The following is a 21,420-nucleotide window of genomic DNA, read 5'->3' as shown; positions in this document are numbered from 1 at the left end:
ATCGGATGAGCACGACCGCAGAAGCCAGCCAGGGCCGCATGCCCCGCCAGATCCCCTACATCATCGGCAACGAGGCCTGCGAGCGGTTCAGCTTCTACGGGATGCGCAACATCCTGGTGCCGTTCCTGATCAGTTCGGTCCTGCTGGCCTACCTGCCGGACCAGGCCGCGCGCGAGGGCGCCGCGAAGGATCTTTTCCACAGCTTCGTCATCGGCGTGTACTTCTTCCCGCTGCTCGGCGGCTGGCTGTCGGACCGCTATTTCGGCAAGTACAACACCGTCCTGTGGTTCTCGCTGATCTACTGCGCCGGCCACGCCTGCCTGGCCTTGTTCGAGAGCAATGCCACTGGCTTCTACACGGGGCTGTTCCTGATCGCGCTGGGGTCGGGCGGCATCAAGCCGCTGGTGGTGACGTTCTGCGGCGACCAGTTCGACCAGACCAACAAGAGCAAGGCGAAGGTGGTCTTCGATGCGTTCTACTGGATCATCAATTTCGGGTCGTTCTTCGCCTCGCTGCTGATGCCGCTGGTGCTGCGCAGCTGGGGCCCGGCGTGGGCGTTCGGCATTCCCGGGATCCTGATGTTCATCGCCACCTTCATCTTCTGGCTGGGCCGCAAGCAGTACGTCAACGTGCCGCCGTCGCGCGGCAACGATCCGGATTCGTTCCTGAACATCGTTCGCAGCGCGCTGCTGGGCCGGGGCGTCGGCGGCGGTACGCTGGTCGCCGCCGTCGGCATGGTGGGCGCGGTGGCCATGCTGGCGCTGTGGGCGCTCAAGTTCGCCGGCGTCACGATCTGGCCCGAGGCGTGGGGCTTCGTCATCACCGCCTGCCTTGCGCTGGGCGCGATCATCGCCGGCGTCGGCTTCGGCGCCTCGCTGCAACTGGAGCGGGCGCGCGGCCTGCACCCGGATGCCGCCATCGAAGGCGTGCGCTCGGTGCTGCGCATCCTGATCGTGTTCGCGCTGGTCACCCCGTTCTGGTCGCTGTTCGACCAGAAGGCGTCGACCTGGGTCATCCAGGGCAAGGCGATGGTGATTCCGCACGACCTGTGGTGGTGGCCGAGTTGGCTGGTGAAGGACGCTACGCAGATGCAGGCGCTGAACCCGCTGATGGTGATGCTGCTGATCCCGTTCAACAACCTGGTGCTATACCCGGCGCTGCGCAAGATGGGCTTCAACGTCACCGCGCTGCGGCGGATGGGGTGGGGCATCGCCATCTCCGCGCTGTCTTGGATCGTCGCGGGCATGCTGCAGCTGCAGATGGACGACGGCGAGCAGGTCTCGCTGGCCTGGCAGACGCTGCCCTACCTGCTGCTGACCTTCGGCGAGGTGCTGGTGTCGGCGACCGCGCTGGAGTTCGCCTACAGCCAGGCACCGATGGCGATGAAGGGCGTGATCATGGCGTTCTGGTATCTCACCAGCACCTTCGGTGGCCTGTGGGTGCTGCTGACCAACGCCAGCGTCCGGGATCCGGCGGTAATCGGCTGGATCCAGGCGCAGGGCTGGACGGAGAACGCCTTCCTGATGTTCTTCTTCGCTGGCTTCGCCTTCGTGGCCGCCTTGGCGTTCGCGCTGTACGCCCGGACCTATCCGATGCAGGACAACTACCGCACGGCGGCCTGAGGACGACGCATGGGCGCCCCCATCACCCTGCTGATCATCGCGGCGACCTGCGTCGTCAGCCTGATCGCCTTCCGCACGCCGTCGCTGCTGATGCGGCTGATCCTGTGGCCGCCGGCGATCGACCGCCATCGCCAGTACGACCGGCTGGTCGCGTACGGTTTCATCCACGCGGATTTCTGGCACCTGTTCTTCAACATGTTCACGCTGTTCTTCTTCGGTCGCCAGATCGAGGCCTGGATGGCGGCGCAGCACGGGCCATGGGTCTTCCCGCTGTTCTACCTATCGGCGCTGGTGGTGTCGATCCTGCCGACCTACCTCAAGCACCAGAAGGACCCCAACTACCGCAGCCTCGGCGCGTCCGGCGCGGTGTCGGCGGTATTGTTCGCCTTCATCCTGCTGGCGCCGTGGGCCACGATCGGCGTGTTCTTCATCCCGATGCCGGCCATCGTGTTCGCCGTGCTGTACATCGCCTACAGCATCTGGATGGACAAGCGCGGCGGCGACAACATCAACCATGGCGCGCATCTGGCGGGGGCGGCCTATGGCGTGTTGTTCCTGGTGGTGATGGACACCGGCGTGGTCGGGCACTTCCTGCAGGAACTGTCACGCCCGAGCTTCGGTTAAGCCGTTCTTGCAGTGTTGCTCACCTGCCTTGAAGGTAGACCGTGCTAACCCTGCGTCGTGTCCATTCCCTGGAGCAGCGCATGGCGACCCGCAAGGCAGCAGTCAAGAAGGCCACCAAGAAGGCAGTCGAGAAGGCCGTGAAGAAGACGGCAGCCGGAACGGGTGCGGCCCGGAAGGCGGTAAAGAAACCCGCGAAGAAGGCGCCGGCCAGCAAGCGCGTGGCGAAGAAAGCGGTCCAGAAGGCCGCCTCAGGCAAGACCGCCAGGAAGGCCGCGAAGAAGACGACGGTGCGCAAGGCGGTCGTGAAGGAAGCAACTGCTGACCAAACCGTGACGAAGGCGGTGAAGAAGGTCGCGACGAAGCGGCCAGCAACGAAGAAGGCCGTCGCAACGCGCACTACGGTGCGCAAGGCGCCCGCAAAGAAGGCGGCACCGCGCAAACGTGCTTCGCGAAAGATCACCCCGGCGCAGGCATTGGCTACCGCGCGCACGCTGCTGGAACAGAAGCACGAACACGACCGCCAGCCCGCACCCTGGCAGCAGCTTGACCAGAACGGGCAGCCGGGTGCGTCGGGCGCGGGTTTCGTGTCGAACGAAGCGGCGGCCAAGGCGAACGAACTGCATGCCGCCGAAAGTCGCCTGAAAGCGATCCAGGGCAGTTCCGGCACCCAGGATCGACGCAATCAGGGCAAGCGCGATCATCGTGGCGAGTAGCGCACGCCGTTGATCGAGGGAGGAGGGATTCCGTTCTGCCTGCACAGAGCGTGCAGGTGGGACGGGACTCCGGCGCGGCAGTCACACCCGAAGGCGGACCCCTGCGCCGCGCCGGAGTACCCGATGGAGGCGGTGCGTCTCAGTCCACCAAGGAATGCACGGCGTGGACGCCGGCATGCTCGCTGCCGGAGTAGGTCGACATCAGGCGCTCGTACACCGCGTTGTTGAGCTTCTCGAACTCCCACGCATCGGTGTGGCCGGTGACGGTGAGCTGGTACAGGCCTTCGAGCAGGGTGAAGTCGCTGGCGTTGGAGACATCGGGCAGTGCGTCGATCAGGCTCATGGTGGAACTCCGAGATGCTGGTCTATATGCCGTACGACGCAGTAATCGTGCCAACTTTCGAAATGGGATCGGCATCACAGTGGGGAAGAGCGGCCCGGTTTTCACAAGCGTGAATGTGACGCGCTGCGTCCAGTTCTGCCACAAGGACAGCCGGGCATTGCGTCACACTGTCGGGGTGTCCCCTACCACGGAGCTGTCATGACCCACGACTCGCCCTCGCTCTACCTCCATCACGACCCGGCCGCCCATCGTTTTTCCGTCCGCCTGGATGGCCACGAGGCCGAGCTCCTTTACTCGCTCCGGAACGGACGCATGGTCATCGACCACACGGGCGTGCCGGAGGCGATCGGCGGCCGCGGCGTGGCCGCGCTCCTGGTGCGCGCCGCACTGGACCACGCACGCAGCCAGGGGTGGCGGGTCGTGCCTGCCTGTTCCTATTCCGCCGCGTATGTGCAGCGGCATCCGGAGTATGCCGACCTGGTGGATGCGGCGTGATGGAGGACGGCGGTGGCACGGCCTAGAATGAAGGCCATCACATGCGGAAGGAGCCCGAACGTGCTGTCCCCCACCATGCCCCGCCACGCGACCCGCTACGCCGGTCTCGTCCTGATCACCCTGTCCGTCCTGGCCGGCTGCAAGCGCGAGCCCGCCTCGCCACCGGCGGCGACCGGCGGTCCGCCGGCCACCGTGGCCCCGCCGGGGACCCCGGTCGAGGCCCCGGTCGAGGCCCCGGTCGAGTTGAAGGATGTCATCGAGACCAACGAGCGCTACGTGGTGGGCATCAGCTACCCCGCGACGGTCAATCGGCATCCGGGCCTGGCCAGGGTGCTGTCGGACTACGCCCAGGCCCAGCGCGCCGAGCTGATGGAGGCCGTTGAGGCCTTCGGCAACGACAAGCCGACGGCGCCGTACGAGTTGTCGCTCGCCTTCGAGCAGGTGGTGGACACGCCGGAGATCGTGGCCGTGGCGGCCGACGGTAGCCGCTACACCGGCGGTGCGCACGGCCAGCCGTTGATCGCGCGCTTCGTCTGGCTGCCGCAACAGAATGCCCGCCTGACCGCCGACGCGCTGATGCCCGATGCCAAGGGCTGGCAGGCTGTCAGCGACTACGTGCGCGAGCAACTGCATACCGCCGTGGTGAACCGGGCGGACGAGGACGAACTGCCGCCGACCGACCGTGCCGCGCTCATCAAGAGCACGTTCCGGATGATCGACGAGGGGACCGAGCCGGAGGTCGGCAACTTCAGCGAGTTCGTCCCGGTCCTGGACGCCTCGGGGCGCATCACCGCGCTGCGCTTCGTGTTCCCGCCGTACCAGGTGGGCCCGTATGCCGATGGCACGCAGACGGTCGACGTACCGTCTGCGCTGTTGCTGCCGCACGTCGCCCCGGCGTACGCGGAGCTGTTCGCCCGCTGAGCGCCGCCATGCCGCATGCCCGCTTCGAGCGCAGGATCGCAGACCTGTTGGCCGGAGCGGACGTGCGGATCGGGGGCGATCGTCCCTGGGATATCCAGATCCACAACCCGCGCTTCCACGCGCGCGTGCTGGGACAGGGCTCGCTCGGCCTGGGCGAGAGCTACATGGATGGCTGGTGGGACGCCGTGTCGCTGGACGGGTTGCTGTTCCACCTGCTCGCGGCGCACGTGGACGATCGCGTGCACGGTGCGGGCGAGCTCTTCGATGCGCTGCGCGCGCGCCTGAGCAATCTGCAGACCCCCAACCGCAGCCGCGAGGTCGGCCGGCGCCACTACGATCTGGGCAACGATCTCTACGCCGCCATGCTGGGCCGGCGGCTGGTCTACAGCTGCGGCTACTGGCGGGACGCCGGCAACCTGGATGCCGCGCAGGAAGCCAAGCTCGAGCTGGTCTGCCGCAAGCTCCGCCTGCAGCCCGGCATGAAGGTTCTGGACATCGGCTGTGGCTGGGGCGAAGCGCTGAAGTTCGCCGCCGACCACTACGGCGTCACGGGCGTCGGCGTCACCATTTCGCGGGAGCAGGCCGATTACGCGCGCCGGCTGTGCGCCGGCCTGCCGATCGATATCCGCGAGCAGGATTACCGCGACCTGGACGAACCCTTCGACGCGGCGTTCTCGCTGGGCATGTTCGAGCATGTCGGCGTGAAGAACTACGCGGACTATTTCGACGTGGTACGGCGCTGCCTGCCCGCCGACGGCCTGTTCCTGCTGCATACCATCGGCGGCAGCCGCTCGGTGAATCGCACCGATCCCTGGATCGCGCACTACATCTTCCCCAACTCCATGCTGCCCTCGGCGGCGCAGATCACGCACGCCGCCGAGGGGCGGTTCGTGCTTGAGGACTGGCACAACTTCGGCGCCGACTACGACCTGACGCTGCAGGCATGGCGCGGCAACATCGAAGCCGCCTGGGACATGCTGGATCCGCGTTACGACCAGCGCTTCCGGCGGATGTGGCGGTTCTACTTGGCGGCCTCGATGGCGACCTTCCGCAGCCGCCGTTCGCACCTGTGGCAACTGGTGCTGTCTCCACGCGGCGTGCCGGGCGGCTACGTCGCGCCACGCTGACGGTCGCGCAAACGAAAAGAGCAGGCCGCAGCCTGCTCTTCGTCGGTGCATCGATTCCGCGCGTCAGGCCGACGGTGCGGAAGGCAGCTCGCGCGCGTTGAAGATGCGCTCGATCACCTCGGCCAGTTCGTCCTCGGAGAACGGCTTGGTCAGGTAGGCCTTCGCACCTTGGCGCAGGCCCCACATGCGGTCGGTGTCCTGATCCTTGGTGGTCACCAGGATCACCGGGATGTGCTTGGTGGTGGCCTCGCGGCTCAGCGTGCGGGTGGCCTGGAACCCGTTGAGGTTCGGCATCACCACATCCATCAGCACCATGTCGGGCAGTTCGCGCTTGGCGACTTCCACGCCCGCTGCGCCGTCCTCGGCGGTGATGGATTCGTGCCCCAGTTTCTCGACGATGCGCTGGATGCCCAGCAGCTGCGACGGCGAATCGTCGACGATCAGAATCTTTGCCATGGATATCCCCAGTGTTCCCCGCCGTCGATTTTAGACGTTGTCGGTGACAACACAATGGGCTGGGAGGCCAACGGACGACGCCTGTCGCGCCGCCTGTGCCGTTCATCCCATTCGCACCAGCGTGCGTCCGAACGAATGCCCGTCCAGCATGGTGCGGAAGACCTCCGGTAGGCCGTCCAGCGTGGTTTCCCGGGTGCAGATGGTCTCGAGATGCCGCGGCTTCCAGTCGCTGGCCAAGTGCTGCCAGACCTGTTCGCGGATGTCGCGCGCGGTGCCGGCGGAGGCCACGCCGAGCAGGGAAACCCCTCGAATTATGAAGGGCATCACAGTTATGGGTAGGTCGGCGCTGGCGGCGAGGCCTGCGCTGGCGACATTGCCGTAGGGAGAGGTCTGCGCCAGCAGGCTGGACAGCATCGATCCGCCGACATTGTCGAGCCCGCCACCGAAGCGTGCCGACTCCATCGGCCGCGAGGTCGCCAGTGCGTCGCGGCCGAGGACGTCGCTGGCACCGATGGACTTGAGGTAGTGCGTGTTCTCGGGCTTGCCGCTGATGGCATGCACCTCGAAACCCGCCTTGCTGAAGATGTCGATGGCCAGCGAACCCACGCCGCCGGTGGCGCCGGTGACGGCGAGCGGGCCGAGATCCGGTGTCTGCCGGTTCTCGCGCATGCGATACAGCGCGAGCGCGGCGGTGAAGCCGGCGGTGCCGATGATCATGCTCTCGCGCAGGCTGAGTCCGCCGGGCAGGGGAATGACCCATTTCGCATCGAGCCGCGCGTATTCAGCATAGCCACCGTCGCGCGTTTCGCTGAGGCCGGAGCCCGTGACCAGCACCGCATCGCCTTCCTTGAATGCGGGATCCGTCGAGGCCACCACATGCCCGGCCACGTCGATGCCGCCGACCAACGGGAACCGTCGCAGGATCTTGCCTTCGCCGGTGCCGGCCAGTGCGTCCTTGTAGTTGACCGACGAATAGGCCGTCCTGATGACGACTTCGCCGGGATTCAGCGCATCCAGCGCGATGGTTTCGATGCCGCTGCGGTAGCCGGTGTCGTCGTTGTGGATGCGGAAGGCATTGAAGGGGAGGGAAGGCAGGGTCATGGTCTATGCACCTCTTTCATTCAAAGAATGTCGGGATAGAGATCCCGCCAAATGGAGTTTGTGGCCTCGACGAGCTGAATCTTCCAGAGGCGCTTCCATGCCTTGATGGCCTTCTCGCGCAGGACCGCAGATTCCATTTGATCGTGGACTTCATACCAGACAAGCGTATGGACGCCGTAGCGTTTAGTGAACCCGTCGGCTTGATCGTGCTTGTGCTGCCAGATGCGCCCTGGAAGATCGGACGTGACGCCGATATAGAGCGTGCCGCGCGGTCGGCTGGACAGTATGTAGACACAGGGACTCCGTTCCCTAGGCATGCAGGCTCTCCTTGGCCAGTTGACGCAAGAGAGGAGACTATAGACCCGCTTCGTCGCTCGCGGACGATTTGCAACCAGCCGTTGGTGCGCCCGCAAGTTCGTCTTGAAAGCAAGATGGGTCCCAGCATTCGCTGGGACGACGGAGGTTGGTCGATCGCAGCGGACATGCTCACCGTCATTCCAGCGAACGCTGGAATCCATTGCCTCTGGTCGCCGCCCCGCTGACAGCAAGAGGAAGATGAGTCCAAGCCTTCGCTGGAACGATGGAAGGCTCAACGCAACGACTTGCGCCGCTTCTCATCCATCCACTTGTCCGCCTGCGCCGGGCTGTACGCGCGCATCCAGCCGATCATCGCGTCGAGGTCATCGCCGTGCCACAGGTCGGCGCGCTGTTCGGGGTGCAGGAAGCGCTCTTCGACCATGCGGTCGATCATGCCCATCAGCGGGGTGTAGAAGCCTTCCACATCGAGGAACGCGCAGGGCTTGTCGCCGATGCCCAGCTGGCGCCAGGTCAGCATCTCGAACATCTCGTCGAGCGTGCCGAAGCCGCCGGGCAGGGCGACGAAGCCGTCGGACAGGTCGAACATGCGCTTCTTGCGCTCGTGCATGTTGGCGACGACTTCCAGCCTGGTCACGCCCTTGTGCGCCACTTCCCAGTTGACCAGTTGCTCGGGAATGACGCCGATCACCTCACCGCCGGCGGCGAGCACGGCGTCGGCGACGATGCCCATGAGTCCGACATTGCCGCCCCCGTAGACCAGTTGCATCCCTTCCTTGGCGATGCGGTCGCCGAGCGCGATGGCGCGTTCGGCGTAGGCGGGCTTGTTGCCGGCGTTGGAGCCGCAATAGACGCAGAGGGAACGCATGGGTCAGTCTTCCTGCAGGGTCGAGGGGGTGGCGACAGGGAATTCGATGCGGCCGCACTCCACGCTTTCAACGGTGCCGCCGCGGTAGCGCAGCGCGGAGGTCCGGCGGATACCCTGGTCGTTGGTGGTGTGCCAGAAATCGATGGCGAAACTGCCGGCAGGCGGATCGCCCTCCGGGCCGGCGGCGCTGTGGCCGCTAAGCGTGCTGTCCGGTCCGCGCTGCATGATCGCCCAGGCCTCGCGCACCTCCATGCCCGCGCTGACCAGCATGCACCGCTCGTGGGGATCGTCGTGTCGGTCGGATGGGGTCATGGCGATGCCCGCTATCGTCAGGGGAAGCAGCAAGGCGAACATGGTTTCACCTGAGGGTGGAATCCCGGAAGCAGAACGGCCCGGTAAACCGGGCCGTTCGCATCAGGCCGGTGGATCAGTTGGCCTTGTGGATCGCGCGCTTGTGCACGGCCATCGCGGCGTCGTGCACCGCTTCCGACAACGACGGGTGCGCATGGCAGATGCGGGCCAGGTCGTCCGCGGAGCCCTTGAACTCCATGGTGAGCACGCCCTCGTGCACCAGTTCCGACACGTTGGCGCCGACCAGGTGCATGCCCAGCACGCGGTCGGTTTCGGCGTCGGCGATGACCTTCACGAAGCCGGCGGACTCGGCCATCGCCACCGCGCGGCCCACCGCGGCGAACGGGAAGGAGCCGGCCTTGTAGGCCACGCCTTCGGCCTTGAGCTGCTGCTCGGTCTTGCCGACCCAGGCGATCTCGGGCGAGGTGTAGATGACCCACGGGATGGTGTCGAAGTTGACGTGGCCCGGCAGGCCGGCGATCAGCTCGGCGACCGCGATGCCTTCCTCGAAGCCCTTGTGCGCCAGCATCGGCCCACGCACGCAGTCGCCGATCGCCCATACGCCATCGACGCCGGTATGGCAGTGCGCGTCCACTTCCACCTGGCCGCGCTCGTTGAGCCTGACGCCGGTGCCGTCGGCCAGCAGGCCCTTGCTCGCAGCGCGACGGCCCACGGCGACCAGCAGCTTGTCCACGGTCAGCGTCTTCTCGCCGTCGGCGTCGCTGTAGGTGACCACGACTTCCTTCTTCTTGCCCTTGCCGGTGACCTCGGTCTTCGACACCTTGGCGCCCAGGCGGATGTCGAGGCCCTGCTTCTTGAATTCACGCGCGGCGACCTTCGACACTTCGCTGTCGGCGACGGCGAGGAAATCGGGCAGGGCTTCGAGGATGGTGACCTCGGCGCCCAGGCGCTTCCACACGCTGCCCAGCTCCAGCCCGATCACGCCGGCACCGATCACCGCGAGGCGCTTGGGGACCTCGGTGAAGTCCAGCGCGCCGACGTTGTCGACGATGGTGTCGCCGTCGAACTTCGCGAACGGCAGCTCGATGGAATCCGAGCCGGCGGCGAGGATGACGTTGGTGCCCTTGAGCTCGACCTCGCTGCCGTCGTGCTGCTTCACCTTGACGACGTTGCCCGGCTGCAGCTGGCCGAAGCCGTGATAGGCCGTCACCTTGCTGGCCTTGAACAGCTGCGCGATGCCGCCGGTGAACTGCTTCACGATGGCGTCCTTGCGGCCGACCATGGTGCCCACATCGATCTTCGCGTCCTTGACGCTGATGCCGTGCTGTTCGAACTGGTGGGTCAGGTTGTGGTACTGGTGCGAGGAATCCAGCAGTGCCTTGGACGGGATGCAGCCGACGCGCAGGCAGGTGCCGCCCAGTGCGGGCTTGCCGTCCTTGCCCAGCGCGGCGTCGATGCACGCGACCTTCATGCCCAGCTGCGCGGCACGGATGGCGGCGTGGTAGCCGGCCGGGCCGGCACCGATGACGACGACGTCGAATTGTTCAGCCATTTCAGTGTCCTTTGCCTTTTCCCTTCTCCCCTCGGGAGAAGGTGCCCGAAGGGCGGATGAGGGGCGATGGAGTGGGAGACTCCAAATCAGAGGTGAGGCTGCCGCGTTTTGTCGCGAGGCCAGAGGGCGTGACTCCGTTGCCCCTCACCCCAACCCCTCTCCCGGCGGGAGAGGGGCTCGCACTGGTCACATGCCAAGCAGCATGCGGTGCGGGTTTTCCAGCTGGTTCTTGATGTCGACTAGGAACAGCACCGCGTCCTTGCCGTCGATGATGCGGTGGTCGTAGGACAGGGCGATGTACATCATCGGCGCGGCGATCACCTGGCCGTTCTCGACGATGGCGCGGTCCTTGATGGCGTGCATGCCCAGGATGGCGCTCTGCGGCGGGTTGACGATGGGCGTGGACATCAGCGAACCGAAGGTGCCGCCGTTGGTGATGGTGAACGTGCCGCCCTGCAGGTCTTCCAAGCCCAGCTTGCCGTCGCGCGCCTTCTTGGCGTACTCGGCGATGCCCTTCTCGATGTCGCCGAAGCCCATGCGCTCGACATTGCGCAGCACCGGCGTGACCAGGCCTTTCTCGGTGGAGACGGCGATCGAGATGTCGGCGTAGCCGTGGTAGATGATGTCGTTGCCGTCGACCGAGGCATTGACGATCGGATGGCGCTGCAGCGCGTTGGCGGCGGCCTTGGCGAAGAAGCTCATGAAGCCGAGCTTGATGCCGTTGGCCTTCACGAAGTCGTCCTGCAGCTCCTTGCGCATCTCCATGACCTTCGCCAGGTTGACCTCGTTGAACGAGGTCAGCATGGCGATGGAGTTCTTGGACTGCATCAGGCGCTCGGCGATGCGCGTGCGGATGCGGGTCATCGGCACGCGCTCTTCCGGACGTGCGCCACCGGACACGCCGGAGGTCTTGCCGCTGGCGTAATTGATCAGGTCTTCTTTCGTCACCGCGCCGCGACGGCCCGTGCCTTCCACGTTCGCCGGATCGATGCCTTGGGTGACGGCGGTGAAGCGCGCGCCCGGGGGCAGCGCGTCGGCGCCGGCCGGGGCCGGCTTGGTGCTGGACGGCGCGGCGGCGTCGGCCTTGGCGGCGGCCGCCTTCGGCTGCACTTCCTCGGCGCCTGCGGCGGGCTTCTTCTCTTCCGCGGCGGGCGCGGCCGCGGCCACGGCGCCTTCCTCGATGATCGCCAGCAGCTGCTGGCTGGTCACCGTGTCGCCTTCCTTGAACTTGATTTCCTTCAGCACGCCATCGACGGGCGAGGGCACTTCCAGCACGACCTTGTCGGTTTCCAGGTCCATCAGGTTCTCGTCGCGCTTGACCGCGTCGCCGACCTTCTTGTGCCAGGCGGCGATGGTGGCATCGGAGACGGACTCGGGCAGAACCGGAACTTTGACTTCAGTGGCCATGGGATGGGACGTCCTGGTGGTGTTGTTCTAATGAGTGGGGGCTTATTCGGCGACGTTGTCGTTGCCGAGCTTGTTGACCAGTGCGTCGGCGACCAGCTTGAGCTGTTCCTCGACGTGCTCGGCGAAGTGGCCGGCGGCGGGCGAGGGCGAACGCGCGCGACCCGCGTAGTGCAGCGTCTGCTTGTCGGCCAGGCAGGCCTGCAGGTGGTGCTTGATCTGGTACCACGCACCCTGGTTCTGCGGCTCTTCCTGGCACCAGACCACCTCGGTGGCCTTGCCGTAGCGCTTCAGTTCGGCGGCCAGCTGCTCGCGCGGGAACGGGTACAGCTGTTCCACGCGCACCAGCGCCACATCGTCCTGGCCGCGCTTCTGCGCGTCTTCCAGCAGGTCGTAGTAGACCTTGCCGGAACACACGACGACACGCTTGACCTTCCTGGCGTCCGCGGCGGCGTCGGGGATCAGGTGCTGGAACTCGCCATTGGCCAGCTCATCCAGCGTGGACACGGCCAGCTTGTGGCGCAGCAGCGACTTCGGCGTCATCACCACCAGCGGCTTGCGGGTGGTCATGCGCATCTGCCGGCGCAGCATGTGGTACGCCTGTGCAGGCGTGGTCGGCACGCAGACCAGCATGTTCTCCAGCGCGCACAGCTGCAGGAAGCGCTCCAGGCGTGCGGAGCTGTGTTCCGGACCCTGGCCTTCGTAGCCGTGCGGCAGCAGCAGGGTCAGGCCGCTGATGCGGCCCCACTTGGCCTCGCCGGCGGCGATGAACTGGTCGATCACCACCTGCGCGCCGTTGGCGAAGTCGCCGAACTGCGCTTCCCAGATGCACAGGGTGTTGGGGTCGGTGGTCGAGAAACCGTATTCGAACGCCATCACCGCCTCCTCGCTGAGCAGCGAGTCGATGATGGTGGCCTGTTCCGGCTGTTCCACCAGCTGCCGCAGCGGCAGGTAGTAACTGTCGGTCTTCTGGTCGTGCAGGATCGCGTGGCGGTGGAAGAACGTGCCGCGCCCCGCGTCCTGGCCGACCAGGCGCAGGCCGTTGCCTTCGGCCAGCAGCGTCGCGTAGGCGAGGTTCTCGGCGAAGCCCCAGTCGGCCGCCTGTTCGCCCGCGGCCATCTTCACGCGGTCCTCGTAGATCTTCGCCACGCGCGGATGCAGCGCGACGCCGGCCGGGATGGTGGTGATGATCTTGGCCAGCGAATCGAGCGAGGCGCGCTTGACCCGGGTGTCGACCGGATCGCTGAGCTTGCCCGACAGGTACTTCGACCAGTCGATCGCCAGTTCGTCGCTCTTCTGCTTGGCCAGCTCGGTGGTGTATTCGCCCGAGTCCAGCTTGTTGCGGTAGGCATCGGCCAGCGCCTTGCCGCCCTCGGCCGGGATCACGCCGGCGCTTTCCAGCCTGGCCGCGTACATCTCGCGCGTGGTCGGGTGCTTGCGGATGGTCTGGTACATCACCGGCTGCGTCGCCGCCGGTTCGTCGGCCTCGTTGTGGCCGTGGCGGCGGTAGCACACCAGGTCGATCACCACGTCCTTCTTGAATTGCTGGCGGAAGTCGTACGCCATCTTCGCCACGAACACCACCGCTTCCGGATCGTCGCCGTTCACGTGGAACACGGGCGCGCCGACCATCTTGGCCACGTCGGTGCAGTACATCGTGGAGCGGGCGTCTTCCTTGTTGCTGGTGGTGAAGCCGATCTGGTTGTTGATCACCACGTGCAGCGTGCCGCCGACGGCGAAGCCGCGCGCCTGCGACATCTGGAACAGTTCCATCACCACGCCCTGGCCGGCGAACGCGGCATCGCCATGCATGATGATCGGCAACACGCTCTGGCGCTTGGCGTCGTTGCGGCGCTCCTGGCGGGAACGCACGCTGCCGGCCACGACCGGGTCGACGATTTCCAGGTGCGACGGGTTGAAGGCCAGCGCCAGGTGGACCGGGCCGCCCGGCGTCGCGATGTCGGCGGAGAAGCCCATGTGGTACTTCACGTCGCCGGCATGCGCCAGGTCGTTGTCGTGCTCGAACTTGCCCTCGAACTCGTCGAACAGCTTGCGCGGGCTCTTGCCCAGCGTGTTGACCAGGACATTGAGGCGGCCACGGTGGGCCATGCCGATCACGATGTCCTTGACGCCGCCTTCGCCGGCGCTGCGGATCATCGTGTCCATCAGCGGGATCAGCGCATCGCCGCCTTCCAGCGAGAAACGCTTCTGGCCGACGTACTTGGTGTGCAGGTAGCGTTCCAGGCCCTCGGCGGCGGTCAGGCGCTCCAGCGCACGGCGCTTGGCGTCGTCGGACAGGCCGAACTGGCCACCGGCGGTCTCCAGGCGCTGGTACAGCCACTGGCGCTGCTCGACCTCCGGGATGTGCATGAATTCCACGCCGATCGGGCCGGTGTAGGTGGCCTTCAGGCGGGCCAGCAGGTCGCGCAGCTTCATGCGCGTGTTGCCGCCGACATTGCCGGTGCTGAATTCGCTGTCCAGGTCGCGCTCGGACAGGTTGTGGAACGACAGCTCGAGGTCCGGCGGGTTGACCGGCGGGGTCAAGCCCAGCGGGTCGATCCGGGCGCCGAGATGGCCACGCGACCGGTAGGCGGTGATCAGGCGGCCCACGTTGCGCTCGCGCTCGTCGCCGCCCGTGGCCACGACATGGCCGTTGTTGGCGGCCTGGCGGGCGGCGTCGGCGATCTGCTGGATGACCACCGAATGGGGCACATCGCCGGCCTCGTGGCCCTTGAAGCCGTCGAAGTAGGCCTTCCATTTGGGGCCCACGCTGTCCGGGGAGACGAGGTACTGCTCGTACAGGTCTTCAACGTAGGAGGCGTTGCCCCCGTTGAGCTGCGAGGATTGCGCGAACTGCTTCAGGAGGTTGTCCACGATGGCGATGGCGTGCAGTGGGGTAGTCGAGGGGCGCTTGCGTCCATGCGGCGCGCTACTGCACTGACAAGGACGAAAACCGGGAAATTATACCCCCTTGCCGGGAGCGGGGCGTAACCGGATTGGACTAAAGACGCAGGCACCAGCCCCGCGAAGGCGGCCATCCCGAGGCCCGGCAGCCGGCTACAGGCCCAGTGCGCGGTACTCGCTGACCGGACGCGCACGCTCCCACATCTGGACGAATTCCGCGCGCAGCTGGCGGGCGCGGCCGGCATGGGCCAGGCCCGCTTCGCCATCGAAGCGGTTGCCCAGCGGACGGTAGTAGTAACCGTGGTCGTCGTTGGCGACGAAGGCGGCGGTGTAGGGCAGGTCGACCGGGTCCTGGACTTCGCGGAAGGCGAACACGCTGGGCAGCCGCTGGCCCAGGCCGATCAGGGGCGCCAGCGCGCGCTGCGGGGTGCCCGCATCCTGCAGCAGCAGCTGCACCTGCGCGCCGGCACGGTGCGTGGCGAAGCGCCGCAGCGCCTCGACGACGGCCGGTGCGTCCCACAGCCCCGGATCCAGCGCCCGGCTGTAGACGACCAGCGAGCGGCGTGCCTGGGTCACCACGGCCATGGTGATGGCGACGGCTTCGGCCCGATGGAGGATGCCGGTGGGCCCGGCCAGTTGCCGCCGCATGCCCTGGTGCTCGATGCCGGCCTCGAAGAACCGCGGTCCTTCCGGCACGAAACCGTGACGGGCGTAGAAGGTCTCGGCCGCGAGCTGCGCATGCAGCGAGACATCGGGCCACTGGCGCCGGCGGGCTTCATCCAGCAGCGCCACCAGCAGCGCGTCGCCGACACCGCGACCGCGCCACGCCGGCAGCACGGCCATGCGGCCGATGCGATGCTCGGGCGTCAGGCGGGCGGTGCCGATCGGCGTCCAGGCGCCATCGCGCGCCAGCACATGATGGCTGAGCGGATCCAGCGCATCCCGCTCCAGCTCGGGCGGCACCTGCTGCTCCTGCACGAACACCACGTCGCGCACCTGGTGCAGCGGCGCGGCACCGGAGGCGTAGTCGATGGCTTCGACGTGGAAGTCGCGCGTCGTGGTCATGCGTCCTCGCTCGCCGGATCGTCTTCCGGCGCAACCTGGTAGTGGCCTTGCGCGGCCAGGGCCATCACCGCGTCGCGGCCGGCGTCGCTCAATGCCCCATACGTCACCCGATCCAGGCGTTCCAGCGCCGCCAGCCGCTGGGCATCCTTCACCGGCAGCTCGTAGTCCACGCCATTGCAGAACAGGGTCGCGCCCTTGCTGCGCCGGCGCCATGCGAAGCGCGAGAACGGATGACGCAACAGCTGCGCGCCGCGCTGCAGGTCCCATTCCATCTCGATGCGCGACGGCGCGTCCGGTGCCGGCATCACGTCGCCGGAGGCGCGATAGGTGGTGATGAAGCGGCCGAACCAGTCGCCGACCTTGTCCGGATCGTTCATGCGCAGCGCATTGAGCGCCTCGACCACGCGTTCCATCGCGCGGGCATCGATCTCGTTGGGGTCCTGCGGTGCGGTCAGGTCTTCGTCGTGGTAGCGCTGCGTGTCGTCGGCATCGGCGATCAGCGTGTCCAGATAATCGCCGATCAGCTCGGCCGATGATGGCGCGCGCATGCCCACCGAGAAGGTCAGGCAGGGATTCTCGGCCACGCCGTGGTGCGGCACCAGCGGCGGCAGGTACAGCATGTCGCCCGGCGACAGCACCCACTCGTGGGTGGGATCGAACGTACGCAGCAGCTTGATCGCCACGTCGTCCTGGAAGGCGAGATCCGGCGCCGGCCTGCCCGTCGCGACGCTGGCATCGATCATCCAGCGCCGCTCGCCCTGCGCCTGCAGCAGGAACACGTCGTAATGGTCCACATGCGCGCCGACCGAACCGCCGGTCGCGGCGAAGCTGACCATGATGTCGTCCACCCGCCAGCGCGGCAGGAAGCGGAACTGTTCCAGCAGCTGGCGGACATCCGCATCCCACTTGTCCACGTCCTGCACCAGCAGGGTCCAGTCGTGGTGCGGCAGGCCGGGGAAGTCCTCTTCCTGGAACGGGCCGGTGCGCACATCCCAGACACCCGTCGTCCGGTCCAGGCTGATCAGGCGCGCCAGCACGCCTTCCTCGCAGGCCAGGCCGGCGAGATCCTCCGGCTGCACCGGCGTTTCGAAATCCGGGAAGGCGTTGCGGATCAGCAGCGGGCGCTTGTGCCAGTAGTCGCGCAGGAAGCGGTCGGCCGGCATGCCCAGGGGATGCTCGCGCGTGGCTTCGATCTCGAACGGCAGGGCGGCGGCGCGGGGGGAAATCTTCTTGGTCATGGGCTTGGTGTCGCGCGGCGCGGGGCCATGCAGGAGAGGAGGAACGCCGGCGTCACCGAGGTCGGCACGGTCGGCATTGAGGCCGGTCAGGGGCGCGCGGGCGCGGGACGGGCGGCTTCGTCGGCAAGACGCTTGTCCAACCGCTCGCTGGCCTTCTGCGCGTAGGCACGGCAGGCGCCGCGATCCACGAGAGGCGCATTCGCCCGCGGTCCGATCCGCGTCCACAGCCCGCTTGCCGAGGGATGCGGGGTGACCAGCACGTCGCAGTCCAGCGCCGCCACGCGCGCCAGGGTGGCGCGGAACGCGGCGGTGTAGCCGGGGTGCGCCGCGTCGTCGCTGTAGCGGTACACGTCGTCGGAGATCGCGGTCAGGCTGTCGGCGTAGACCATCTGATGGCAGGCATCGCCTTCGCAGGAGCGCCAGGTCCAGCTGGTGCCGCCGGGCGTGTGCCCGGGTGATGCGACGGCCTGCAGGACCAGCGGCCCGACCCGCACCACGCCGTCGTCGGCGAGCGTGACCACGCGCTCGACCGGCGCGAACGGATCCAGTACCCCGTGCTGCGGATCGCTGCGGTCGCTAGCGCCGCGCGTGAGCGTCGCGACGGCCGGTGCGCGCGCATACACCGGCGCGCCCGTGGCCTTCTGCAATTCCGCAAGACTGCCGGCGTGGTCGAAGTGCTCGTGCGAGAACACGATGGCGCGTACGTCCTGCGGCTCGAAGCCGAGCGTGCGGATGTTGGCCAGGATCTGCGGCCCGGCCTGCGGCGTGCCAGCATCGATCAGGATGTGGCCGGCATCGGAGGTCACCAGCAGCGCACTGATGCCGCAGGTGCCGACATACCAGGTGTTGCCGTACACCTTCAGCGGCGTGGCCGGGTCGTTCCAGCCGGCGTCATCGGCGCAGGCCTTGGCGTTGGGCGTGTCGGCAGCGCGTGCGGCCGTTGGAAGCGCGAGGGCAATCAAAGCGGAGAGCAAGGTGGTGCGGAGCGTCATGTGGCGATCTCGTCGTAGCCGCGGTTGACGAACTGCAGCAGGCACCAGCCGTGGCCCCAGGGATCGGCCAGGCGGACGATGCGTCCCCAGTTCGTTTCGCGGATGTCGGTTTCCTGCGCAAGACCGGCCTGCAGCGCGCGGGCGAGGGCAGGTTCAAGGGAATCCACCACCACGTCCAGGTGCACGGGCGTCCAGTGGCGGGCGTAATCGCGGGGCGCATTGGCGGCCGCGATCGAACCGGAGGGGTTCTGCAACAGGTAGATCGGCGCCTGCGCGCCCAGCAGTTCCACGCCGCCATCGCCGAAGCGACGTGCGGCGGTCAGGCCGAAGGCGGTGGTGTACAGCGCTTCGGCGGCGGGCAGGTCGGGAACGTCGATGTTGATCAGCAGGTGCATCGCCGTTCCCTCGCGTCCGCCGTTCAGATGTTCCGTGCGAGCTGTTCGGCCAGGCCCGTGTAGCTGCCCGGCGTCATGTCGCGCAGGCGCTGCTTGTCCCCGGCCGGCAGATCCAGCGATTCGACGAAGGCGCGCATCGAGTCGGCGGTGATGCCCTGGCCGCGCGTCAGCGCCTTCAGCTGTTCGTACGGATTCGGCAGGCCATGGCGGCGCATGACGGTCTGCACGGCCTCGGCCAGCACTTCCCAGGCGGTATCGAGGTCGGCGTCCAGGCGCTGCGGGTTCACTTCCAGCTTGCCCAGGCCCTTGGCCAGCGAGTCCAGCGCCACCTGCGTGTGGCCGAACGCCGTGCCCAGTGCGCGCAGCACGGTGGAGTCGGTCAGGTCGCGCTGCCAGCGGCTGATCGGCAACTTGGCGCTGAAGTGCTCGAACAGGGCGTTGGCGATGCCGAAATTGCCTTCCGCGTTCTCGAAGTCGATCGGATTGACCTTGTGCGGCATGGTGGAACTGCCCACTTCGCCTTCCTTCAGACGCTGCTTGAAGTAGCCCAGCGAAATGTAGCCCCAGATGTCGCGGGCGAGGTCGATCAGGATGGTGTTGGCGCGGCGCGCGGCATCGCCGATCTCGGCGACGTTGTCGTGCGGCTCGATCTGCGTGGTGTACGGATTGAACACCAGGCCCAGGCCTTCGACGAAGCGCTGGGCGAATGCCGGCCAGTCCACGTCGGGGTAGCTGGCCACGTGCGCGTTGTAGTTGCCGACGGCGCCGTTGATCTTGCCGGTCAGTTCGACCGCGGCGATCTGCGCGCGCTGGCGCTCGATGCGCGCCACGACATTGGCGATCTCCTTGCCCAGCGTGGTCGGCGACGCGGTCTGCCCGTGCGTGCGCGACAGCATCGGCTGCGCCGCCTGCGCGTGCGCCAGCGTGCGCAGCGTCGCGGTGACGCCATCGAGCGCGGGCAGCAGCACCTCGCGACGCGCCTGTTCCAGTATCAGGCCATAGGACAGGTTGTTGATGTCCTCGCTGGTGCAGGCGAAGTGGACGAACTCCAGCGCCGGGGCGAGTTCGGCATCGTCCTTCAGCTGCTCCTTGATGAAGTACTCCACCGCCTTGACGTCATGGTTGGTGGTGCGTTCGATCTCCTTCACGCGCGCGGCATGGGCCACGCCGAAGCCGTCGGCCAGTGCCCGCAGCTTTGCCGTGCCGGCGGCGGAGAAGGCCGGCAGCTCGGTGATGCCCGGCTCGGCCCCCAGCGCCAGCAGCCACTCCACCTCCACCTTCACGCGGGCGCGGATCAGGCCGTACTCCGAGAAGATCGGGCGCAGCGCATCGACCTTGCCGGCATAGCGGCCATCGAGCGGGGACAGGGCGAGCAGGGACGAATCCGACATGGGGGCAAGGGCGGCTGAAAGGGAGCGTTCCATTTTACCCCGGGAAGCCGGTGGACCGGCCTGGCGTATTCTTTGGTCCTCGCCAGCCACCGGCCCCGTGCCGGCGCGCACGCCCTGAATCCCCCCAGGAGACGGTCGATGACCAGCAAGAAGACGGCAGGCGCGTCCCGCCGCGCACGTACCCGGATCGAGCACGACAGCATGGGCGAATTGCGGGTGCCCGCCGATGCCTTGTGGGGCGCGCAGACGCAGCGCGCCGTGCAGAACTTCCCGATTTCCGGACGAGCGATGCCGCGCGGGTTCATCCGCGCGCTGGGGCTGGTCAAGAGCGCCGCGGCCGAGGTCAATGCCGGCCTGGGACTGCTGCCCAAGGGCATCGCCATGGCGGTGCGCAGTGCCGCACAGGCCGTCGCGTCCGGCGAGTACGACGCGCATTTTCCCATCGACGTGTACCAGACCGGGTCCGGCACCTCGTCCAACATGAACGCCAACGAGGTGATCGCCACGCTGGCGTCGCGGGCGGGCAAGGCGGCGGTCCATCCGAACGATCACGTCAACCTGGGCCAGAGCTCCAACGACGTCATCCCGACCGCGATCCGCGTGGCGGCGCAGTTGGCGGTGGTGGAAGACCTGCTGCCGGCCATCCGGCACCTGCGCAAGACCATCGATGCGCGTGGCAAGGCGCTGGGCAAGGTCGTCAAGACCGGCCGCACGCACCTGATGGATGCCATGCCGCTGACCTTCGGCCAGGAATTCTCGGCCTGGTCGGCGCAGCTGTCGTCGGCGCAGGCGCGCCTGGAGGACACCCTCAAGCGCGTGCGCCGGCTGCCGCTGGGCGGCACCGCCATCGGCACCGGCATCAATGCCGATCCCCGTTTCGGCGCACGCGTGGCGAAGGCGTTGTCCACGATGACGAAGACGCGCTTCGAAAGCGCCGCCAACACGTTCGAGGGCCTGGCCGCGCAGGACGACGCGGTGGAGCTGTCCGGCCAGCTCAGTGCGCTCGCCGTGGCGCTGACCAAGATCGCCAACGACCTGCGCTGGATGAATTCGGGCCCGTTGGCGGGCCTGGGCGAAGTGGAGCTGCCGGCCCTGCAACCGGGCAGTTCGATCATGCCGGGCAAGGTCAATCCGGTGATTCCGGAAGCCACGGTGATGGTCTGCGCGCAGGTGATGGGCTACCACACGGCGGTGACCGTCGCGGGGCAGACCGGCAATTTCCAGCTCAACGTCACGCTGCCGCTGATCGCGCACAACCTGCTCGACGGCATCCAACTGCTCGCGAACGTGTCGCGCCTGCTGGCCGACGACTGCATCGCCGGGTTGAAGGTGCGCGGCGATCGCGTGCAGGACGCACTGGAGCGCAATCCCATCCTGGTGACGGCGTTGAATCCGGTGATCGGCTACGAGAAGGGCGCGGCCATCGCCAAGCAGGCCTACAAGCAGAACCGGCCGGTGCTGGAGGTGGCGCGCGAGGTCACCGGTCTACCGGAAAAGACCCTCAAGCGACTGCTGGATCCGGCGCTGCTGGCGAAAGGCGGCATCCACGGCAAGCCGGGAGGCGGTGGCGGTTGACGACGTT

The 21,420-nt window shown here is 67.2% G+C and carries 21 protein-coding genes; 7 read left to right on the top strand and 14 right to left on the bottom strand.

Going from position 1 to position 21,420, the window contains the following annotated elements; all coding sequences use genetic code 11:
- Window positions 1-5 precede the first annotated feature (5 nt).
- The 3 genes from VGN58_RS09400 (at window position 6) to VGN58_RS09390 (ending at window position 2,959) form a co-directional block, all read left to right on the top strand.
- Window positions 6-1,622 carry an MFS transporter gene (locus VGN58_RS09400; protein ID WP_327482984.1) on the top strand — a complete coding sequence of 539 codons (1,617 nt, stop codon included), beginning with the start codon at window positions 6-8 and terminating at the stop codon, window positions 1,620-1,622.
- 9 nt (window positions 1,623-1,631) lie between these two features.
- The gene (locus VGN58_RS09395) at window positions 1,632-2,246 is read left to right on the top strand and encodes a rhomboid family intramembrane serine protease (RefSeq protein WP_327482983.1); all 615 of its coding nucleotides are present in this window, start codon (window positions 1,632-1,634) and stop codon (window positions 2,244-2,246) included.
- An 80-nt stretch (window positions 2,247-2,326) separates the two neighbouring features.
- Window positions 2,327-2,959 (top strand): histone H1-like repetitive region-containing protein, encoded by a 633-nt coding sequence (locus tag VGN58_RS09390; RefSeq protein ID WP_327482982.1) that lies wholly within the window; start codon window positions 2,327-2,329, stop codon window positions 2,957-2,959.
- A 139-nt stretch (window positions 2,960-3,098) separates the two neighbouring features.
- Here the strand turns inward: VGN58_RS09390 and VGN58_RS09385 are convergent, their stop codons facing one another.
- Complete coding sequence (locus VGN58_RS09385; protein ID WP_327482981.1) at window positions 3,099-3,302, bottom strand: hypothetical protein; 204 nt, start codon at window positions 3,300-3,302, stop codon at window positions 3,099-3,101.
- A gap of 198 nt (window positions 3,303-3,500) precedes the next feature.
- On the opposite strand from VGN58_RS09385, the gene VGN58_RS09380 reads away from it, so the two are divergent.
- The 3 genes from VGN58_RS09380 (at window position 3,501) to cfa (ending at window position 5,845) form a co-directional block, all read left to right on the top strand.
- Window positions 3,501-3,797 carry a GNAT family N-acetyltransferase gene (locus VGN58_RS09380; RefSeq protein ID WP_327482980.1) on the top strand — a complete coding sequence of 99 codons (297 nt, stop codon included), beginning with the start codon at window positions 3,501-3,503 and terminating at the stop codon, window positions 3,795-3,797.
- Window positions 3,798-3,872: 75 nt separating this feature from the next.
- Window positions 3,873-4,718, top strand: coding sequence for a DUF3298 and DUF4163 domain-containing protein (locus tag VGN58_RS09375; protein WP_327484620.1), 846 nt, complete (start codon window positions 3,873-3,875; stop codon window positions 4,716-4,718).
- Between the two features lie 8 nt (window positions 4,719-4,726).
- A complete protein-coding gene (cfa, locus tag VGN58_RS09370; protein ID WP_327482979.1) occupies window positions 4,727-5,845 on the top strand; it encodes a cyclopropane fatty acyl phospholipid synthase in 1,119 nt (372 codons plus the stop codon).
- A gap of 63 nt (window positions 5,846-5,908) precedes the next feature.
- On the opposite strand, the gene pilH is transcribed toward cfa, so the two are convergent.
- From pilH to purB, 13 genes are all read right to left on the bottom strand, one after another.
- On the bottom strand, window positions 5,909-6,301 hold the full coding sequence (gene pilH / locus VGN58_RS09365; RefSeq protein WP_055942820.1) for a twitching motility response regulator PilH: 393 nt from the start codon (window positions 6,299-6,301) through the stop codon (window positions 5,909-5,911).
- A gap of 102 nt (window positions 6,302-6,403) precedes the next feature.
- A complete protein-coding gene (locus VGN58_RS09360) occupies window positions 6,404-7,402 on the bottom strand; it encodes a YhdH/YhfP family quinone oxidoreductase (protein WP_327482978.1) in 999 nt (332 codons plus the stop codon).
- A 20-nt stretch (window positions 7,403-7,422) separates the two neighbouring features.
- On the bottom strand, window positions 7,423-7,719 hold the full coding sequence (locus VGN58_RS09355; protein WP_327482977.1) for a GIY-YIG nuclease family protein: 297 nt from the start codon (window positions 7,717-7,719) through the stop codon (window positions 7,423-7,425).
- A 272-nt stretch (window positions 7,720-7,991) separates the two neighbouring features.
- Window positions 7,992-8,585: a TIGR00730 family Rossman fold protein gene (locus tag VGN58_RS09350; protein ID WP_327482976.1), complete on the bottom strand. Its 594-nt coding sequence runs from the start codon at window positions 8,583-8,585 to the stop codon at window positions 7,992-7,994.
- Window positions 8,586-8,588: 3 nt separating this feature from the next.
- Entirely contained in the window at window positions 8,589-8,939 is a 351-nt protein-coding gene (locus VGN58_RS09345) for a hypothetical protein (protein ID WP_327482975.1), read from the bottom strand.
- 73 nt (window positions 8,940-9,012) lie between these two features.
- The gene (gene lpdA, locus VGN58_RS09340) at window positions 9,013-10,449 is read right to left on the bottom strand and encodes a dihydrolipoyl dehydrogenase (RefSeq protein WP_327482974.1); all 1,437 of its coding nucleotides are present in this window, start codon (window positions 10,447-10,449) and stop codon (window positions 9,013-9,015) included.
- Between the two features lie 186 nt (window positions 10,450-10,635).
- Window positions 10,636-11,856: a dihydrolipoyllysine-residue succinyltransferase gene (sucB, locus tag VGN58_RS09335; protein WP_327482973.1), complete on the bottom strand. Its 1,221-nt coding sequence runs from the start codon at window positions 11,854-11,856 to the stop codon at window positions 10,636-10,638.
- A gap of 42 nt (window positions 11,857-11,898) precedes the next feature.
- Window positions 11,899-14,727 carry a 2-oxoglutarate dehydrogenase E1 component gene (locus VGN58_RS09330; RefSeq protein ID WP_327482972.1) on the bottom strand — a complete coding sequence of 943 codons (2,829 nt, stop codon included), beginning with the start codon at window positions 14,725-14,727 and terminating at the stop codon, window positions 11,899-11,901.
- A gap of 183 nt (window positions 14,728-14,910) precedes the next feature.
- The gene (locus VGN58_RS09325; protein ID WP_327482971.1) at window positions 14,911-15,822 is read right to left on the bottom strand and encodes a GNAT family N-acetyltransferase; all 912 of its coding nucleotides are present in this window, start codon (window positions 15,820-15,822) and stop codon (window positions 14,911-14,913) included.
- A complete protein-coding gene (locus tag VGN58_RS09320) occupies window positions 15,819-17,060 on the bottom strand; it encodes a cupin domain-containing protein (protein WP_327482970.1) in 1,242 nt (413 codons plus the stop codon). The genes VGN58_RS09325 and VGN58_RS09320 overlap by 4 nt, the downstream gene beginning before the upstream one ends.
- An 86-nt stretch (window positions 17,061-17,146) precedes the next feature.
- Window positions 17,147-18,052, bottom strand: coding sequence for a subclass B3 metallo-beta-lactamase (gene bla, locus VGN58_RS09315; protein WP_327482969.1), 906 nt, complete (start codon window positions 18,050-18,052; stop codon window positions 17,147-17,149).
- On the bottom strand, window positions 18,049-18,447 hold the full coding sequence (locus VGN58_RS09310; RefSeq protein WP_327482968.1) for a VOC family protein: 399 nt from the start codon (window positions 18,445-18,447) through the stop codon (window positions 18,049-18,051). Before VGN58_RS09310 ends, bla begins: the two co-directional genes overlap by 4 nt.
- A 23-nt stretch (window positions 18,448-18,470) precedes the next feature.
- Window positions 18,471-19,838, bottom strand: coding sequence for an adenylosuccinate lyase (purB, locus tag VGN58_RS09305; protein WP_327482967.1), 1,368 nt, complete (start codon window positions 19,836-19,838; stop codon window positions 18,471-18,473).
- A gap of 138 nt (window positions 19,839-19,976) precedes the next feature.
- Between purB and VGN58_RS09300 the strand changes: the two genes are divergently transcribed.
- Window positions 19,977-21,413: a class II fumarate hydratase gene (locus VGN58_RS09300; protein ID WP_327482966.1), complete on the top strand. Its 1,437-nt coding sequence runs from the start codon at window positions 19,977-19,979 to the stop codon at window positions 21,411-21,413.
- The last annotated feature ends 7 nt before the right edge of the window (window positions 21,414-21,420 follow it).

Source organism: Pseudoxanthomonas sp. (genome assembly GCF_035999195.1).
In the GTDB taxonomy this organism is placed as follows: Bacteria; Pseudomonadota; Gammaproteobacteria; order Xanthomonadales; family Xanthomonadaceae; genus Pseudoxanthomonas_A.
The sequence above is the reverse complement of the archived record's forward strand: the minus strand, read 5'-3'. Positions and strand labels throughout refer to the sequence as shown.

Excerpts from the sequence above, each read along its gene's own strand:
- VGN58_RS09400 (WP_327482984.1), top strand. The coding sequence starts at position 6 with ATGAGCACGACCGCAGAAGCCAGCCAGGGCCGCATGCCCCGCCAGATC.
- VGN58_RS09395 (WP_327482983.1), top strand. The coding sequence starts at position 1,632 with ATGGGCGCCCCCATCACCCTGCTGATCATCGCGGCGACCTGCGTCGTC.
- VGN58_RS09390 (WP_327482982.1), top strand. The coding sequence starts at position 2,327 with ATGGCGACCCGCAAGGCAGCAGTCAAGAAGGCCACCAAGAAGGCAGTC.
- VGN58_RS09385 (WP_327482981.1), bottom strand. The coding sequence starts at position 3,302 with ATGAGCCTGATCGACGCACTGCCCGATGTCTCCAACGCCAGCGACTTC.
- VGN58_RS09380 (WP_327482980.1), top strand. The coding sequence starts at position 3,501 with ATGACCCACGACTCGCCCTCGCTCTACCTCCATCACGACCCGGCCGCC.
- VGN58_RS09375 (WP_327484620.1), top strand. The coding sequence starts at position 3,873 with ATGCCCCGCCACGCGACCCGCTACGCCGGTCTCGTCCTGATCACCCTG.
- cfa (WP_327482979.1), top strand. The coding sequence starts at position 4,727 with ATGCCGCATGCCCGCTTCGAGCGCAGGATCGCAGACCTGTTGGCCGGA.
- pilH (WP_055942820.1), bottom strand. The coding sequence starts at position 6,301 with ATGGCAAAGATTCTGATCGTCGACGATTCGCCGTCGCAGCTGCTGGGC.
- VGN58_RS09360 (WP_327482978.1), bottom strand. The coding sequence starts at position 7,402 with ATGACCCTGCCTTCCCTCCCCTTCAATGCCTTCCGCATCCACAACGAC.
- VGN58_RS09355 (WP_327482977.1), bottom strand. The coding sequence starts at position 7,719 with ATGCCTAGGGAACGGAGTCCCTGTGTCTACATACTGTCCAGCCGACCG.
- VGN58_RS09350 (WP_327482976.1), bottom strand. The coding sequence starts at position 8,585 with ATGCGTTCCCTCTGCGTCTATTGCGGCTCCAACGCCGGCAACAAGCCC.
- VGN58_RS09345 (WP_327482975.1), bottom strand. The coding sequence starts at position 8,939 with ATGTTCGCCTTGCTGCTTCCCCTGACGATAGCGGGCATCGCCATGACC.
- lpdA (WP_327482974.1), bottom strand. The coding sequence starts at position 10,449 with ATGGCTGAACAATTCGACGTCGTCGTCATCGGTGCCGGCCCGGCCGGC.
- sucB (WP_327482973.1), bottom strand. The coding sequence starts at position 11,856 with ATGGCCACTGAAGTCAAAGTTCCGGTTCTGCCCGAGTCCGTCTCCGAT.
- VGN58_RS09325 (WP_327482971.1), bottom strand. The coding sequence starts at position 15,822 with ATGACCACGACGCGCGACTTCCACGTCGAAGCCATCGACTACGCCTCC.
- VGN58_RS09320 (WP_327482970.1), bottom strand. The coding sequence starts at position 17,060 with ATGACCAAGAAGATTTCCCCCCGCGCCGCCGCCCTGCCGTTCGAGATC.
- bla (WP_327482969.1), bottom strand. The coding sequence starts at position 18,052 with ATGACGCTCCGCACCACCTTGCTCTCCGCTTTGATTGCCCTCGCGCTT.
- VGN58_RS09310 (WP_327482968.1), bottom strand. The coding sequence starts at position 18,447 with ATGCACCTGCTGATCAACATCGACGTTCCCGACCTGCCCGCCGCCGAA.
- purB (WP_327482967.1), bottom strand. The coding sequence starts at position 19,838 with ATGTCGGATTCGTCCCTGCTCGCCCTGTCCCCGCTCGATGGCCGCTAT.
- VGN58_RS09300 (WP_327482966.1), top strand. The coding sequence starts at position 19,977 with ATGACCAGCAAGAAGACGGCAGGCGCGTCCCGCCGCGCACGTACCCGG.